This window comes from Vibrio cincinnatiensis DSM 19608 (genome assembly GCF_900167345.1).
In the GTDB taxonomy this organism is placed as follows: Bacteria; Pseudomonadota; Gammaproteobacteria; order Enterobacterales; family Vibrionaceae; genus Vibrio; species Vibrio cincinnatiensis.
In genome coordinates, this window is the sequence record NZ_FUXB01000012.1 from 96,584 (window position 1) to 113,411 (window position 16,828).

Here is a 16,828-nt window from a genome sequence, read left to right on the forward strand (position 1 = left end):
AGTAAAAGAATTTAGCGGTTGATGCGCTGCATAAATACACACAACAAGAGTTAAACTCTTATTACTATTGCATATATACAGACGTCATCAGCTTTAAAGCGGTTTAGCACAACGTGCTTGGTGGAACATCATCACCATAATTGAGGCTACGCTCGATGAGCCCAAAAATCAACCCCAAATAGGGAGCGTATATCATCTTTGAAAATGAAAAGGCCCTCGATGGATTGCTCTTTCCGATACGAGTTCTTTCTTATTGCAATTTTGTGAACACGATTACTTTTTGTAGAGGCAAGAATCACTTGCTAAGTGGTCAACCGCTCGGATTGTATAGGGCCTATTTTGTTATAAATAAGCTATTTCATTCGGGAGAAGGACATCATGAAAAAAACCATTCTTGCACTCTCTATCGGGGTACTCAGCGCTTGTAGCCAGCTTCCAGAAGAGGCTCTGTTGCTGACCATCGATAACCAAAAAACCGCGTTTAAGCCTAACGCGCAAGGCTTACTCATTGCCGAACAAAAGATAGATAAAGGGAGCTATACCCTTTCCATTTCGGATGCGGCACAAACCTGCGGAACGCACTTTGCATTAAGTGACGAGGAACGAATTAAATTTAACCAACCGCTCAATATGGACAATTGCGCACAAGAATCCGCCATCCCTCTTAGAATTTTTAGAGCCAACACATACCAATTTGAGCTGAACCCGAAAACCAATCAGCTGATGGTTAAAATCAAGCCACAAACGAGTGCAACATCCAACTTTATGTCAACTTGCCCAGTGGCGAGTGACACCCCAAAAACGATCAATGTGAGTCAAACCTTTGCCAATGGCAGCGTAATACGAGATGCACTAACAGGGCAAACTACTACGGTCAATGATGGTCATATCACGCTGCAACCCGGAACGACGAGCCAAGGCCTCTTATTGCTGGAAGAGGTAGAAGCGGCACCACTCGCGCCTTTTAGCTGGGATAATGCGATTGTCTATTTTGTCATGACGGACCGTTTTTATAATGGCAACCCAGAAAATGACCACAGTTATGGACGTAGCAAAGATAATCAGCAAGAGATAGCAACCTTCCACGGCGGTGATTTAGCCGGTTTAACAAAAAAACTCGATTATATTGAATCACTCGGTGTTAACGCGATTTGGATTACTTCACCATTAGAGCAGATCCACGGTTGGGTTGGCGGTGGTGATAAAGGCGATTTCAAACATTACGGTTATCACGGTTATTATCATCAAGACTGGACCAAACTTGATGCCAATATGGGCACCGAAGAAGAGCTACGTACCTTTGTTGATACTGCGCACCAAAAAGGTATTCGCATCATTTGGGATGTGGTGATGAACCATACTGGCTATGCCACTCTGGCGGATATGCAAACATTCGGGTTTGGTAAACTTTACCTAGATGATCAGGAAGCAAAGAAAATCTTGGGTGAAAAATGGACCGATTGGCAGCCTAAATCTGGGCAAAGCTGGCACAGCTTTAATGATTACATCAACTACCGAGATAGCCAAGCTTGGGAAAAATGGTGGGGGAAAGCGTGGATTCGTACCGATATCGGTAACTATGATACCCCTGGGTATAACGACATCACCATGTCATTAAACTATCTGCCTGATCTCAAAACGGAATCAACCCAAAAAACAGGGCTACCCAACTTTTTCCATAATAAAGACACTGGCGCACAAGATGAATTAAAGACGCCTCGTGAACATTTAATCACTTGGCTCTCAGATTGGGTAAGAGAGTATGGTATTGATGGCTTTAGAGTCGACACCGCAAAACACGTTGAAATGGAAGCATGGGATCAGCTCAAAACAAGTGCGAGCCAAGCTTTGGCTGAATGGAAACAGAACCATCCTGATAAAGCCTTAGATGATCTACCTTTTTGGATGACCGGAGAAGTATGGGCTCATGGGGTAGTAAAAACGCCTTATTTTGATCATGGGTTCGATTCTATTATCAACTTCGAGTTCCAATCCGAAGTGGCCCCTAAAGCACTCACATGCTTTGCTCACCTTGATAGAGACTATAAACGCTATGCCGAGAGCATTAACAACGATCCTGAGTTCAATGTCCTCAGCTACCTCTCTTCGCATGATACCGCGCTATTCTGGGCCGCTCGGAGCCGTAGCATTGATGATCAAAAACGAGCCGCTAATGCATTAATGCTGGCACCCGGCGCGGTACAGATCTACTACGGTGATGAAATTGCTCGTGATTTTGGACCAACAGGATCAGACTCCCACCAAGGTACTCGCTCATCGATGCCATGGGAGGCAATTGAAGGAGAACGGCTAGAATTACTCAACCACTGGCAAAAACTGGGTGAATTTCGCCAACGCCACCCAGCCGTTGCAAAGGGTAAGCATATCACTCGTCAACAAGAGGGATATTATGCCTTTGAACGTCAATACCAAGATGACAAAGTATTGATTGTGTATACGGGTGAATAACTTCGTTGCATCGTAAAAACCGTAAGGGAAGCCAAATGCTTCCCTTTTTTATTTATAACTCATGCTCCCACCCTGTTTTTATTCCCGTTTTGTTCATTCCTCACATTTCACTCTTTGCCTCACCAGTACATTGCGGTATGGTCAATATCACCCATTCACGTAGCCATGCTCGTCAATGATAGAAAAATAATCATAGCAATCACAATCAGGTATTACAGCACATGGAATTCTCTAAATTTGGTGAAAAATTTAATCAATACTCAGGCATTACCCAACTCATGGATGATTTAAATGATGGCCTGCGTACTCCTGGGGCTATCATGCTAGGCGGCGGCAATCCGGCCGCGATTCCAGCCATGCTTGATTACTTTCATCAAACCAGTGCCACCATGCTCACTAATGGTGAGTTACTCTCCGCCCTAACCAACTATGATGGTCCACAGGGAAAAGATAAATTTATCCGCTCACTAGCAAAACTATTAAAAAAAACCTACGGATGGGCAATCAGTGAAAAAAACATCAGCCTGACTAACGGCAGCCAAAGTGGTTTTTTCTATCTTTTTAACTTATTTGCTGGCCAACAACCGGATGGTACCCATAAGAAAATTCTGCTCCCACTGGCTCCTGAATACATTGGTTATGGCGATGCGGGGATTGATGAAGATATTTTCATCTCTTATCGACCAGAAATAACGACATTGGCAGAGGGTATGTTCAAGTACCACATCGATTTTGAACAGCTCAAGGTGGATGATTCAATTGCTGCAATCTGTGCCTCTCGTCCAACCAACCCAACCGGAAATGTCCTGACCGATGATGAAATTCGTCAATTAGATCAATTGGCACAAGAAAATGGAATTCCACTGATCATTGATAATGCTTATGGCGTCCCCTTTCCCAACATCATCTTTACCGATGTTGAACCATTTTGGAATGAAAACACGATTTTATGCATGAGCTTATCGAAACTTGGCCTACCGGGCGTACGTTGTGGAATCATTATTGCCAGTGAAGCGATAACTCAGGCTCTGACCAATATGAATGGTATTATTAGCTTAGCTCCGGGAAGCCTTGGCCCCGCAATAGCACATCATATGATTGAACACGGGGATTTACTGCGCCTAAGCCAAGAGGTCATTCAACCTTTCTACCAGCAAAAATCTCAAAGAGCGGTTGAACTGCTGCGGCAAGCTATTACCGACCCTCGTTTTCGTATTCATAAACCAGAAGGCGCTATCTTTTTGTGGCTATGGTTTGATGAACTGCCAATTCCTACGCTCGAGTTGTATCAACGTTTGAAAGCTCGTGGCGTTTTAATCGTTCCGGGAGAATATTTCTTTATTGGTCAGCAACAAGAGTGGCAACATGCCCATCAATGCCTACGCATGAATTATGTACAAGAAGATCAAGCGATGCAAAAAGGGATAGCGATCATTGCAGAAGAGATTGAACGTGCTTATCAGCAGGGATAAATAAAAAAGAGCGCCGCAATGGCGCTCTCTTCACTCTATTATTGGCTGAGTAAACCAACCTTCTTAATTATTTTCAATTAAGTGATTTCTGTTAATCTCGATTTTACGAGGCTGCATGGCTTGCGGAATTTCTCGTTCTAAATCAACATGCAATAAACCGTTTTCTAATACTGCGCCCATCACTTTGACATAATCGGCCAATTGGAACTTGCGTTCAAAATTGCGCTCAGCAATACCTTGATAGATGTAGTTCTTATTCTCTTCCTCTGCACGCTCACCTCGGACAATTAAGGTGTTTTCTTGCTGAGTAATTTCAAGCTCTTGTTCGGCAAAGCCAGCGACCGCCATGGTAATACGGTATTTATTTTCTTCTTGTTGCTCAATGTTATAAGGAGGGTATCCCCCTTGAGCATTTTTCGCGTTACCCGCTTCCATCATATTCAATAAACGGTCAAAGCCAATCGCGTTACGGTATAAAGGAGTGAAGTCTACAGTTCTCATGATCCTATCCTCATTTTAAGCAATAGTCTTAACGATGGTCGTTAAGTGATGATACTTATTCCTATGAACTAAGCTCATCAAAATGGTTAATGGCTGAAAGACAAACCTCTTATCAAGCGTATGTCATTTCAAAACAGAGGCCCTAGCGGCATCCTCTTCATTAACAGATATAAGGCCAATAAAATGACTTTCAAGAGAAAAAATATTTTTTTTCGCTTCCTTAGCGCAAAAAGCCTAATCTTGCGATTAGGCTTAGGCACTTTATAATTCGATCATGAACGCTTATTTACGGCTTTTACGGGCTTTTTCTACACTATTATCGGCCACTTTCTCCTGCTTCAATTTACGCTTTTCCTTTAAGCTCAATTGCGGTTTTTTCATGTCTTTCTTACTCATGTAATGTTTCTCCTTATCTACTGACAAAGTAAACAGCCACACGTGAAATCGGCACGTGCTGACAGATTAGATTTACGGGTCACTTGAGTGATAGTAAAACGGCGTCGTTGCCCTAAAATGATCAACTCAAGCGAATCCTGTTCGGCTCGGCCAAATAACGCCGAACCTAAATACGAATCCACCGCAATGTACCCCACAGAACGGTCACAGCGATGATCCGGAACTAAGGTGACTTGAAAGGGATAATAATATTTTGAATCAATAAGATGAACGGTATCTCCCAAACCAATACGTGCACTATTGCAACAAATAGCGTGGTTATACTTCTCCTGCCGATCCAATAATTGCTGTAAAATCATGGGTGATTGATAAGTAACAAACTCACTGGTGAGCCACCACATTCGTAACGCATGAAGCCATGATAGATAAAGACGATAAAGCATAGTGATTCCTACTCCCTCCCCTAAATTAAGGACTCATATTGAGCGTTTCCCGAGAGCACTAGCCCTCGGTTTAAACCAGGAAAGTAACCACCACCATCACCTCTAAAAAATGAACTCAGTTGACTATAGCGATTAAAAAAAAGAAAGCAAAAGGGCAGATCAACAGGAAATGGTGTCTTTTATGGATAAACCTCAGTTAATCGCAAGATCCCACATAATATTGGCCATTAAAGCCAATCTTGTCGATAAATCAGATAAAAATCTTTATTTTAATGTTTTTAATGACAAAAAAAGCAGCGCTAAAGCGCTGCTTAAATCATCGGCTAATCACCTAAAACTAGATATCAAGGTTTGCCACTCTGAGTGCATTACTTTCAATAAAGGCACGACGAGGTTCGACTTGATCGCCCATCAGGGTGGTGAATAGCTCATCGGCTCCCACAGCATCGTCAATCGTCACTTGCATCATACGACGAGAGTCAGGATCCATCGTGGTTTCCCACAATTGATCAGGGTTCATCTCACCTAACCCTTTGTAGCGCTGTACTGCAAGGCCACGGCGAGATTCTTTAATGAGCCACTCTAGCGCAGAAGAGAAACTAGACACCAATTGAGTCCGTTCACCACGTTGAATATAGGCCCCTTCTTCCAATAAACCATCTAAGGCTTCAAAGAGGTCCGCCAAGCGGCTATATTCTCTTGAGTTAAGCAGATCGATGCTAATTAAGTAATCGTAAGTCACGCCATGAGTACGCACGATAATTTTAGGCGAGTAAACGCCAAGCTCAGCATTGTGCTCAATTTCAAACTGATATTGGCTCGCTCCAACTTCTTTCGCATTAAGCTGATTCACTAAACGCTCAGTCCATTCCTCAACCAAAGCTTTATCTTGGCATTGTTCCTCAATCAAACGAGGCATATAGGTAAACTCGTTAATCATGGCATAAGGATAGCGGCGACTCATACGCTCAACGAGCTTGATTGCAGCATTGTATTGTTGAACCAATTTCTCTAGTGGCTCACCCGCCAAGGCCGGTGCATGATCATTAACATGCAGTGAAGCATTATCTAGCGCCAGAGCAATTTGATACTGGGTCATGGCATCTTCATCTTTAATATACTGCTCTTGCTTACCTTTTTTCACTTTATACAGTGGAGGCTGAGCAATATAGATGTAACCCCGTTCAATCAACTCTGGCATTTGACGATAGAAGAAAGTCAACAACAAAGTACGGATGTGAGAACCATCGACGTCCGCATCGGTCATGATGATGATGTTGTGATAACGCAATTTGTCTGGGTTATATTCATCACGACCAATCCCACAGCCTAATGCTGTGATCAGCGTGGCGACCTCTTGAGAAGAGAGCATTTTATCGAAACGCGCTTTCTCTACGTTCAGAATTTTACCTTTCAGCGGTAGAATCGCTTGATTCTTACGGTTACGGCCTTGTTTAGCTGAACCGCCCGCTGAGTCTCCTTCCACAATATACAGTTCAGAGAGCGCAGGGTCTTTTTCTTGGCAATCCGCCAGCTTACCCGGTAAACCAGCCAGATCTAACGCCCCTTTACGACGGGTCATTTCACGGGCTTTACGGGCGGCTTCACGGGCTCGTGCTGCATCAATAATTTTACTACACACGGTTTTAGCTTCAGAGGGATGCTCGGCTAGGAAATCGTTAAGTTTTTCACCCATTGCCGATTCCACCGCCGCTTTCACTTCAGAAGAGACCAATTTATCTTTGGTTTGGCTAGAGAATTTAGGATCAGGCACTTTGACCGAGACAACCGCCGTTAAGCCTTCACGAGCATCATCACCCGATGTCGAGGTTTTCGCTTTTTTGCTATACCCTTCTTTTTCCATATAGGTATTGAGAGTACGCGTTAACGCGGCACGGAACCCCGCTAAGTGTGTTCCCCCATCGCGTTGAGGGATATTGTTGGTAAAACAGTAGATGTTTTCTTGGAAGCCATCGTTCCACTGCATGGCGACTTCAACACAGATGCCATCTTCACGCTCATGATTAAAGTGGAACACTTTGTCATGAATGGGCGTTTTATTGCGGTTAAGGTGAGTCACAAATGCTTGAATACCACCTTCATACATGAAGTGATCTTGTTTGTCCGCTTCTCGCTCATCTTGCAGACGAATCGAAACCCCTGAGTTTAAGAAAGAGAGTTCGCGTAAGCGCTTAGCCAGAATTTCATAGTGGAATTCGATATTGGTGAAAGTTTCTGCACTCGGCCAAAAACGTAAGGTTGTTCCGGTGCGATCCGTCTCTCCGACCACCGCTAACGGAGCTTGAGGAACCCCGTGACGGTACGTTTGAGTGTGCGTTTTTCCACCACGATGAATAGTTAAAAGTACTTTTTCAGAAAGGGCGTTGACGACCGAAACCCCCACGCCGTGTAAACCACCAGAGACTTTATAAGAGTTGTCATCAAATTTACCACCAGCATGCAGAACCGTCATGATAACTTCTGCTGCAGAAACGTTTTCTTCCGTGTGGATTTCGGTAGGAATACCACGACCATCATCACTGACCGATACTGAGTTATCTTCATGTATGGTAACGACGATATCTTTACAGTAACCCGCTAACGCTTCATCTATTGAGTTATCCACCACCTCAAAAACCATGTGATGCAAACCGGTGCCATCATCTGTGTCGCCGATGTACATACCTGGACGCTTACGCACGGCGTCTAGACCCTTCAGTACCTTAATACTCGATGAATCGTAATTATTCGACATGAGTTACTCTCTCAGTAATTATCCTTGCCCTATTGTGCCATGTTCCACATGAAACATCTTGCTATTCGGCATGATCATGTCAGCAACTTGGCTTTCAGTAATAGAACTTACAAACACTTGAGCCCCCGTCGCTTTTAAGCAATCTGCAAGACGCTTACGACGCTGGCTATCGAGTTCGGAAGCAAAATCATCAATCAGGTAGATGCATTGCTTCCCGGTCAGCTCGGTTAAATGTTGACCTTGTGCGACACGCAGTGCACAAACCATCAACTTAAGCTGGCCACGTGAAAGAACATCCTCTACTGGCGTTCCGTTCACTTTCATTTTTAAATCCGCTTTATTCGGACCACTGAAGGTATAACCAAGCAGTTGATCGCGTTCAAAGTGATTTTGCAAAATCTCTTTATAGGCGGTCTGTTTTTCCCAGCCTCGATAATAAGTCAGGCTTATCTCAAACTCTGGCAAAAAATGTTGGCACAAGGTTTCAGCCACAACTTTCATTTGGTCGACATAGGTTTGACGCCATGCATCAATATGTTCAGCCAATTGAGCCAGCTCTTGATCCCAATAACTGATCTCTTTATAGCTACGGGCGGTTTTCAATAAAGCATTACGCTGTTTATTCAGACGTTTAAAACGCCCCCATGCCTCAAAAAAAGCCGGCTGGGAGTGAAAAACCCCCCAATCAATAAAGGCCCGCCGCTGTTTAGGGCCATCGGTTAATAATTCAAACCCTTCTGGATGTATCAACTGCAAAGGTAATACCTGAGCCAGTTGTGCTAATTTTTGTCCAGACTGACCGCCTATTTTAACCTCTGTTGAGCCATCACGCTGCTTATTAATGCCAATGGGTAGCTCAAATTGATCCGGGTTCAAAAAACGGCCATGCACAAACAGTTCAGGGGTGTCGTGCTGAATCACTCGTCCGGTTAATGCACTCTTAAATGAGCGCCCATGTCCCAATAGATAAATTGCTTCAAGAACGCTGGTTTTGCCACTGCCGTTCGGGCCAATAAGAAAGTTAAAGCCTGATGATAAGGTGATATCACAGGCTTTAATATTACGAAATTGCTGAATAACCAAGCGAGTCAGAGGCATAATAAAGGCAAAAAGCTCTCTATAGACGAATCGGCATCACCACATACATGGCGCTGTCATCATCGACATTTTCGATTAAAGCACTGGCATTAGCATCAGACATTGACATTCGCACCTGATGACAACGCAAGGTATTGAGAACATCCAACACATAGCTGACGTTAAAGCCAATTTCAATGGCTTCACCAGTAAAATCAACATCCAGCATTTCTTCCGCTTCTTCTTGCTCTGGGTTATTGGCGGTAATACGCATTTGCTGATCCGCTAAATTCACCCGAACGCCTCGGAATTTTTCATTCGATAATATCGCCGCACGAGAAAAAGCCTGACGAAGTTCATCACAACCCGCCAATAATGTTTTATTGGTGCTTTGTGGTAAGACTCGGCGATAATCAGGGAAGCGGCCATCCACTAACTTAGAGGTAAAGACAAAGTTATTCACTTCAGCTCGTAAGTTGGAAGCGCCTATTTGCAACACCACCGGCTGCTCTGGTGCATCCAGTAGCTTGACTAACTCTAAAATGCCTTTACGAGGCACAATAATCTGTTTGTTAGCAAATTCTTGCTCAAGCGTGGTTTGTGACACAGCCATCCGGTGACCATCGGTGGCAACAGAACGGAGAGTCTGACCATCAATTTCTAGCAACATCCCATTTAAATAGTAACGAACATCTTGATTCGCCATAGAAAACTGGGTTTTCTCCACTAAGCCACGCAATTCTGCTTGAGTGAGTGAAATTTCCACTTCACTCTGCCAATCTTCAATATTCGGAAAATCACTGGCCGGTAAGGTTGCCAGAGAAAAGCGACTACGACCTGAGCGGACTTGAACTCTATCCCCTTCCAGTAATACCGTAATCACGGCATCATCAGGTAGACCACGACAGATATCTAGGAATTTACGGGCAGGAACAGTGATGCTCCCAGCTTCAAAATCCCCTTCCAGAGAAACTCGACTAATCAGCTCAACCTCAAGATCCGTCGCCGTCATCGATAACTGATTATTATCGACACTGAGTAATAAATTTCCCAAAATCGGCAAGGTAGCCCGCCCACCCAGCGTACCAGACACCTGTTGTAACGATTTAATAAAGTGACTGCGTTCAATGGTAAATTTCATAGTGTGCTCTTAACCTAACGATAGGGAGTAAACAGGGTAAAAATCATACATCACATCATACGAGCAGATGAAGAAATTAAGAAGACAGTGTTCGAATCAAATTCGAGTAATCTTCTTTAATATCATGGCTCTCTTCTCGTAGCTGTTCAATTTTCCGACATGCGTGCAGTACAGTAGTATGGTCTCGTCCCCCAAAAGCATCACCAATTTCCGGTAAGCTGTGGTTGGTCAACTCTTTGGATAACGCCATCGCTAATTGCCGAGGACGAGCTACCGAACGAGAACGACGTTTAGAAAGGAGATCCGCCACTTTGATTTTGTAGTACTCAGCAACCGTTTTTTGAATATTATCAATGGTGACCAATTTTTCTTGCAAAGCAAGCAGATCGCGCAGCGCTTCACGGACAAAATCAATGGTAATTGGGCGACCAGTAAAGTTGGCATTCGCAATAACGCGGTTGAGCGCCCCTTCCAATTCACGAACATTGGAACGTAATCGTTTTGCGATGAAAAAAGCCACTTCATCGGGCAGGTGAATTTGATGATCTTCCGCTTTTTTCATCAAGATTGCCACACGGGTTTCTAATTCAGGCGGCTCAATGGCAACCGTTAGGCCCCAACCAAAACGAGATTTAAGACGATCTTCAACCCCGTTGATCTCTTTCGGGTAGCGATCTGAAGTGAGAATGATCTGTTGGTTGCCTTCCAGCAAAGCATTAAAGGTGTGGAAAAACTCTTCTTGGGAACGCTCTTTATTGGCAAAGAATTGGATATCATCAATTAATAGCGCATCGACGCTACGATAGTAACGTTTAAATTCTTCAATCGCGTTATTTTGCAAGGCTTTCACCATATCTTGCACGAAACGCTCTGAATGCATGTACACCACTTTAGCGTTCGGTTTGTTATCAACGATCGCATTCCCAACCGCATGCAATAAGTGTGTTTTACCTAACCCCGTTCCGCCGTATAAAAAGAGCGGGTTATACGCCGCCCCCGGATTATCGGCCACTTGACGTGCAGCGGCTAATCCCAACTGGTTCGATTTACCTTCTACAAAATTATTAAATTTATGCTTAGGGTTGACGTTTGAACGGTGGTTAATATTCGCAGTAACAGCGTCATCGTCCCATGTTTTATGCACGGGCTTACGTTGTGCAAGCTGAGCGGGCGCTGAAGACTCCGCCGCAACATCCGCCGCGGTTCTAATCGGTGCCGATTTTGGAGCAGCCATTCGACGACTGCCGATTTCAAAACGCAAACTCGGTGCATTATGGCCACAATATTCTGTCAACGAACGGTTGATATTGTTGATGTATTTATCTCGCACCCAATCGAGCACAAACCGATTCGGTGCAAATAAAGTGAGAGTATTGTCATTGAGCTCCGCTTGTAACGGACGAACCCACATGCTGAATTCTGCGGCTGGTAGCTCTTCTTGAAGCTGTTGCAAGCACTGCAACCAAAGCGAAGATGACACGGTTCCCTCACTCTAAAATTAATGGCTAATAAAGACCGGCAATTCTACCTGTTGATAAGTAAGATCGCCAGTAATTGATCCACAAACCATTGAATAAGATCTAAGTTATTCACAACTAAATTGCTGTTCTTACCAAGATCTACCGCTTCAGTTCCCTATTTACCCACATAATGATCCACATATTCTATGATCATTGTCAGTTATCCCCAAAAAAGGCATGCTCTTTTTTATCCTTTTACTCGGTTTATAAACTATGAATATCACAGTATAAGCTGTGTTCTTAAATCAGGATCGCTCGGGATAAAACTCGCGCCAATAAAAGTTTAATAAAGAGATCAACGAACGATCCTTGAGATTTAGTCAAGACTCCGTATAATCGCCCGACCGAAAAAAGAATAGGTAGTGCTGACCAGTTAATAACGATATTAACTATCCGTTACCCTACCCTAGTCATTGACACTTTTTGTGAGTGTGATTACAATTCCGCCTCTTTGTTGAGAGGCGTCGGCGTCTTTTCGAAGACAAACACCCACGCCGGGTTAACTTAAGAACCTAAAACTACTGATCAGTAAAGGTAATAACAATGTCTAAACGCACTTTTCAACCTTCAGTTCTAAAGCGCAAGCGTACTCACGGTTTCCGTGCACGCATGGCGACAGCGAACGGTCGTAAAGTAATCAATGCACGTCGTGCAAAAGGCCGTAAGCGCCTATCAAAATAATGACTGAATTATTTTGAATACGTACGCGTTCAATCGGGAGTTACGTCTGTTAACTCCCGAGCATTATAAAAACGTCTTCCAGCAAGCGCATCGTGCTGGCTCCCCTCATTTTACTATCATTGCCCGCGACAATTGCCTCTCACATCCTCGTTTAGGATTAGCTGTCCCTAAAAAGCAAATTAAAACGGCGGTGGGTCGTAATCGCTTCAAACGTCTTGCTCGTGAAAGTTTTCGCCTCACACAACATCGCCTTGCTAACAAAGATTTTGTTGTGATCGCTAAAAAGAGCGCGCAAGATTTAAGCAATGAAGAATTGTTTACTTTGTTCGACAAATTATGGCAACGCCTATCTCGCCCTTCACGTGGTTAGCCATTGGGTTAGTTAAACTCTACCAATGGATTATCAGTCCGCTCATCGGCCCTCGCTGTCGATTTACGCCGACTTGCTCAACTTATGCATTAGAAGCATTGCGAGCTCACGGTTTTGTAAAAGGGTGTTGGTTATCCGGCAAACGTCTATTAAAATGCCACCCTTTGAACGAAGGGGGATATGACCCCGTTCCACCAGTCAAAAAACCAGACAGAGATAAATAACGATGGATTCTCAACGTAATATCCTGTTAATCGCTTTAGCACTCGTTTCTTTCTTACTTTTCCAGCAATGGCAAACAGCAAAGAACCCAGCTCAGCCAGCGATTGAACAGTCTCAAGCTAACAGTAACCAAATTGCACCCTCTTTTGCTGATGAGTTCGATCCTGCACCTTCGCAATCTAGTGCTTCTGCTAAAACGATTACTGTCACCACGGATGTACTGACTCTGTCTATCGATACGGTCGGTGGGGATATCATCAGTGCCAAACTCAACCAGTATTCTGATGAGTTGGATTCTGATAATCCTTTCGTGCTATTAAAAAATGAACCCAATCATCAGTTTATTGCACAAAGTGGTTTAATCGGTCCTCAGGGAATTGATTTAAGCAGCAATAGCCGCCCAACTTATCACGTGAATGGTGATCGCTTTGAGTTAGCCGATGGTGAAGATGAGCTGCGTATTCCGATGACTTACCAAAGCAATGGCATCGAATACAAAAAAACATTTGTCGTTACACGCAATAACTACGCTGTTGATGTCATCTTTGATGTGATTAACCACTCAGGTAGCAATGCCACGCTGGGTGTCTATGCGCATCTTCGTCAAAGCCTTCTTGATTCTGGGGGTAGCCTTGCCATGCCAACTTATCGTGGCGGCGCTTACTCTACAGAAGATACGCGATATAAGAAATACAGCTTTAAAGATATGCAAGAACGCAACCTATCCCTTCCTCTTCCCAATGGAGAAGGATGGGCGGCGATGATTCAGCACTACTTTGCAAGCGCATGGATTCCCCGTAATGAACCAGGAACCAATCTTTACACTCGTGTCATTGGTAACCTTGGCGATATTGGTATTCGTATTCCAAATAAAACCATTGCTGACGGTAATGCCGCACAATTTAAAACCAGCTTGTGGGTCGGCCCAAAACTGCAAAATGAAATGGCGGCTACGGCACCAAATCTTGATCTGGTGGTTGATTACGGCTGGCTATGGTTCATCGCAAAACCTCTACATATGCTACTTTCCTTTATCCAAGGATTTGTCAGTAACTGGGGGGTAGCGATTATCTGCCTAACTTTCATTGTTCGTGGAGCTATGTATCCACTCACAAAAGCTCAATATACCTCAATGGCTAAAATGCGTATGTTGCAACCCAAATTGCAAGCCATGCGTGAACGTATCGGTGATGACCGTCAGCGTATGAGCCAAGAGATGATGGAGCTGTATAAGAAAGAGAAGGTCAACCCTCTAGGTGGATGTTTACCCATTATTCTACAAATGCCTATCTTTATTGCCTTGTATTGGGCATTGATGGAGTCGGTTGAATTACGTCATTCGCCATTCTTCGGCTGGATCCACGATTTATCAGCGCAAGATCCGTACTATATCTTACCGCTGTTGATGGGTGCCAGTATGTTCTTAATTCAGAAGATGAGCCCGAATACGGTCACAGATCCAATGCAACAGAAGATCATGACTTTCATGCCGGTGATGTTTACGTTCTTCTTCCTATTCTTCCCTTCTGGGCTAGTTTTATACTGGTTGGTGTCGAATATTGTGACCCTAATTCAGCAAACACTGATTTACAAGTCATTGGAGAAGAGAGGCTTACACTCTAAGTAAGCATAAATCTCATTCTTTAAGGCGACCAAAAGGTCGCCTTTTTATTATCGGCTGATTACAATAATCGCCAATGAACGATCAAATAGGTAATGTTATGGCTACCGATACGATTGTCGCGCAAGCTACCGCTTTAGGGCGTGGCGGCGTCGGCATTATTCGCGTTTCTGGCCCCCAAGCCGCTCAAGTCGCTTTAGAAGTCACAGGAAGAAAACTCAAACCTCGCTACGCGGAATATTTGTCCTTTAAAGAGAGTAATGGTGTGGAGCTCGACCAAGGCATTGCCCTCTATTTTCCGAATCCGCATTCCTTTACTGGTGAAGATGTCCTTGAACTACAAGGCCACGGAGGCCCAGTTGTCATGGATATGCTCATCAAACGTATTCTTTCCATCCCAGGTCTTCGCCCTGCCCGTCCAGGTGAATTTTCTGAACGTGCATTCTTAAATGATAAGTTGGATTTAACCCAAGCTGAAGCCATTGCTGATTTGATAGATGCTAGCTCAGAACAAGCAGCAAAGTCAGCCCTTCAATCGCTGCAAGGGCAATTTTCAAAACGAATTAATACCCTCGTCGAATCGCTGATTCATTTGCGCATTTATGTCGAAGCCGCCATTGATTTTCCTGAAGAAGAAATCGATTTCCTTGCCGATGGAAAAGTCTCTGCCGATTTACAAGCCATTATTGATAACCTAGATGCCGTACGTAAAGAAGCCAATCAAGGCGCGATTATGCGAGAAGGAATGAAGGTCGTCATTGCAGGACGTCCCAATGCCGGTAAATCTAGCCTACTGAATGCGTTATCGGGAAAAGAGTCTGCCATAGTGACGGATATCGCAGGCACGACACGTGATGTACTGCGTGAACATATCCATATCGATGGGATGCCACTGCATATTATCGATACCGCTGGTCTACGTGAAGCCTCGGATGAAGTCGAAAGAATTGGTATAGAGCGAGCTTGGGAAGAGATAAAACAAGCCGATCGAGTACTCTTTATGGTCGATGGTACCACCACAGCAGCCACCGATCCCAAAGATATTTGGCCTGATTTTGTTGATCAGCTTCCCGATCATATGGGCATGACGGTGATCCGTAATAAAGTGGATCAAACGGGTGAACCACTGGGGATTTGCCACGTAAATCAGCCCACCTTGATTCGTCTTTCAGCCAAAACAGGTCAAGGTATCGAGGCTCTGCGAACTCATCTAAAAGAATGCATGGGCTTTACCGGAAATCAAGAAGGGGGCTTTATGGCTCGTCGACGCCATCTGGATGCACTCGAGCGCGCCGCAAAGCACCTTACCATTGGGCAACAGCAACTGGAAGGTTATATGGCCGGAGAAATTCTGGCGGAAGAGCTACGCATTGCCCAGCAACACTTAAATGAAATTACGGGTGAATTCAGTTCCGATGATCTACTCGGGCGGATTTTTTCTTCATTTTGTATTGGGAAGTAAAGTGAACAATATGATCCATATAATTACAGGTAGTACCTTAGGCGGAGCTGAATATGTAGGGGATCACATCAGTGATGTTTTACAGCAAGCTGAGCTTGAAAACCATATCCATAACCACCCCACGTTGTCGGACATTCCAGCTCAAGGCATTTGGATTATTGTCACTTCCACGCATGGTGCCGGTGATTACCCAGATAACATCCAGCCTTTTATTGCGGCTTTGCAACAAACACCACCAAATACTCAACAGCTTCGTTATGCTGTCATTGCTCTGGGTGACTCAAGCTATGATACTTTTTGTGCCGCAGGTAAACACGCACACGATTTATTGGCTGATATTGGTGCAATGCCACTGACTGATTGTTTTACCATTGATGTTCAGCAACATCCTGTACCTGAAGAAGCCTTAGAGAACTGGCTTAATACATTTATTGAGCGTATTCAGTAACGCTTTGCCTTTTTCTCTCCTTTCTTTTAAGCGGCTTAGGCCGCTTTTTCTTTTTTGACTCCTAAACTCTTGTATATAACTACTCTTTTATCCGGTGATTAACCTATAGTTATTCATAGAATAACTTTGATCATAATTTCATTTGTGTATAAGTACCCTTTTTGATCCCAGCTAATCCTCCGGTTGATCAGTTGATGATCACATGTTCTGATCCTATTCAGTTACATGATCTTATTGATCATTTATCACT

The 16,828-nt window shown here is 44.0% G+C and carries 14 protein-coding genes and 1 riboswitch; of the genes, 8 read left to right on the forward strand and 6 right to left on the reverse strand.

Translation table 11 applies throughout. The annotated features are described in order from the left end of the window. Positions 1-71 precede the first annotated feature (71 nt). Positions 72-145: riboswitch (Fluoride riboswitch) on the reverse strand. A 233-nt stretch (positions 146-378) separates the two neighbouring features. Beyond that, positions 379-2,469, forward strand: a complete 2,091-nt coding sequence (locus tag B5D54_RS12240; RefSeq protein ID WP_078926826.1) for an alpha-amylase — start codon at positions 379-381, stop codon at positions 2,467-2,469. 221 nt (positions 2,470-2,690) lie between these two features. Next, positions 2,691-3,941, forward strand: a complete 1,251-nt coding sequence (locus tag B5D54_RS12245; RefSeq protein WP_078926827.1) for a valine--pyruvate transaminase — start codon at positions 2,691-2,693, stop codon at positions 3,939-3,941. A gap of 63 nt (positions 3,942-4,004) precedes the next feature. On the opposite strand, the gene B5D54_RS12250 is transcribed toward B5D54_RS12245, so the two are convergent. The 6 genes from B5D54_RS12250 to dnaA form a co-directional block, all read right to left on the reverse strand. Further along, entirely contained in the window at positions 4,005-4,442 is a 438-nt protein-coding gene (locus B5D54_RS12250) for an Hsp20 family protein (protein WP_078926828.1), read from the reverse strand. A 413-nt stretch (positions 4,443-4,855) separates the two neighbouring features. Continuing rightward, positions 4,856-5,281, reverse strand: coding sequence for a GreA/GreB family elongation factor (locus B5D54_RS12255; protein ID WP_078926829.1), 426 nt, complete (start codon positions 5,279-5,281; stop codon positions 4,856-4,858). Between the two features lie 337 nt (positions 5,282-5,618). After that, positions 5,619-8,036: a DNA topoisomerase (ATP-hydrolyzing) subunit B gene (gene gyrB / locus B5D54_RS12260; protein WP_078926830.1), complete on the reverse strand. Its 2,418-nt coding sequence runs from the start codon at positions 8,034-8,036 to the stop codon at positions 5,619-5,621. An 18-nt stretch (positions 8,037-8,054) separates the two neighbouring features. Further along, complete coding sequence (recF, locus tag B5D54_RS12265) at positions 8,055-9,134, reverse strand: DNA replication/repair protein RecF (RefSeq protein ID WP_078926831.1); 1,080 nt, start codon at positions 9,132-9,134, stop codon at positions 8,055-8,057. 19 nt (positions 9,135-9,153) lie between these two features. Beyond that, positions 9,154-10,254: a DNA polymerase III subunit beta gene (gene dnaN, locus B5D54_RS12270; RefSeq protein ID WP_078926832.1), complete on the reverse strand. Its 1,101-nt coding sequence runs from the start codon at positions 10,252-10,254 to the stop codon at positions 9,154-9,156. Positions 10,255-10,330: 76 nt separating this feature from the next. Next, on the reverse strand, positions 10,331-11,734 hold the full coding sequence (dnaA, locus tag B5D54_RS12275; RefSeq protein WP_078926833.1) for a chromosomal replication initiator protein DnaA: 1,404 nt from the start codon (positions 11,732-11,734) through the stop codon (positions 10,331-10,333). 583 nt (positions 11,735-12,317) lie between these two features. Here dnaA and rpmH point away from each other — a divergent pair. The 6 genes from rpmH (at position 12,318) to mioC (ending at position 16,578) form a co-directional block, all read left to right on the forward strand. After that, complete coding sequence (gene rpmH / locus B5D54_RS12280; protein ID WP_072670256.1) at positions 12,318-12,455, forward strand: 50S ribosomal protein L34; 138 nt, start codon at positions 12,318-12,320, stop codon at positions 12,453-12,455. A 46-nt stretch (positions 12,456-12,501) separates the two neighbouring features. Beyond that, a complete protein-coding gene (rnpA, locus tag B5D54_RS12285) occupies positions 12,502-12,825 on the forward strand; it encodes a ribonuclease P protein component (RefSeq protein WP_229601126.1) in 324 nt (107 codons plus the stop codon). Continuing rightward, a complete protein-coding gene (gene yidD, locus B5D54_RS12290; protein ID WP_078926835.1) occupies positions 12,792-13,049 on the forward strand; it encodes a membrane protein insertion efficiency factor YidD in 258 nt (85 codons plus the stop codon). The genes rnpA and yidD overlap by 34 nt, the downstream gene beginning before the upstream one ends. Positions 13,050-13,051: 2 nt before the next feature. Continuing rightward, complete coding sequence (yidC, locus tag B5D54_RS12295) at positions 13,052-14,674, forward strand: membrane protein insertase YidC (protein WP_078926836.1); 1,623 nt, start codon at positions 13,052-13,054, stop codon at positions 14,672-14,674. A 94-nt stretch (positions 14,675-14,768) separates the two neighbouring features. Beyond that, positions 14,769-16,130 (forward strand): tRNA uridine-5-carboxymethylaminomethyl(34) synthesis GTPase MnmE, encoded by a 1,362-nt coding sequence (mnmE, locus tag B5D54_RS12300; protein ID WP_199251526.1) that lies wholly within the window; start codon positions 14,769-14,771, stop codon positions 16,128-16,130. A gap of 10 nt (positions 16,131-16,140) precedes the next feature. Continuing rightward, entirely contained in the window at positions 16,141-16,578 is a 438-nt protein-coding gene (gene mioC / locus B5D54_RS12305) for an FMN-binding protein MioC (protein ID WP_078926838.1), read from the forward strand. The last annotated feature ends 250 nt before the right edge of the window (positions 16,579-16,828 follow it).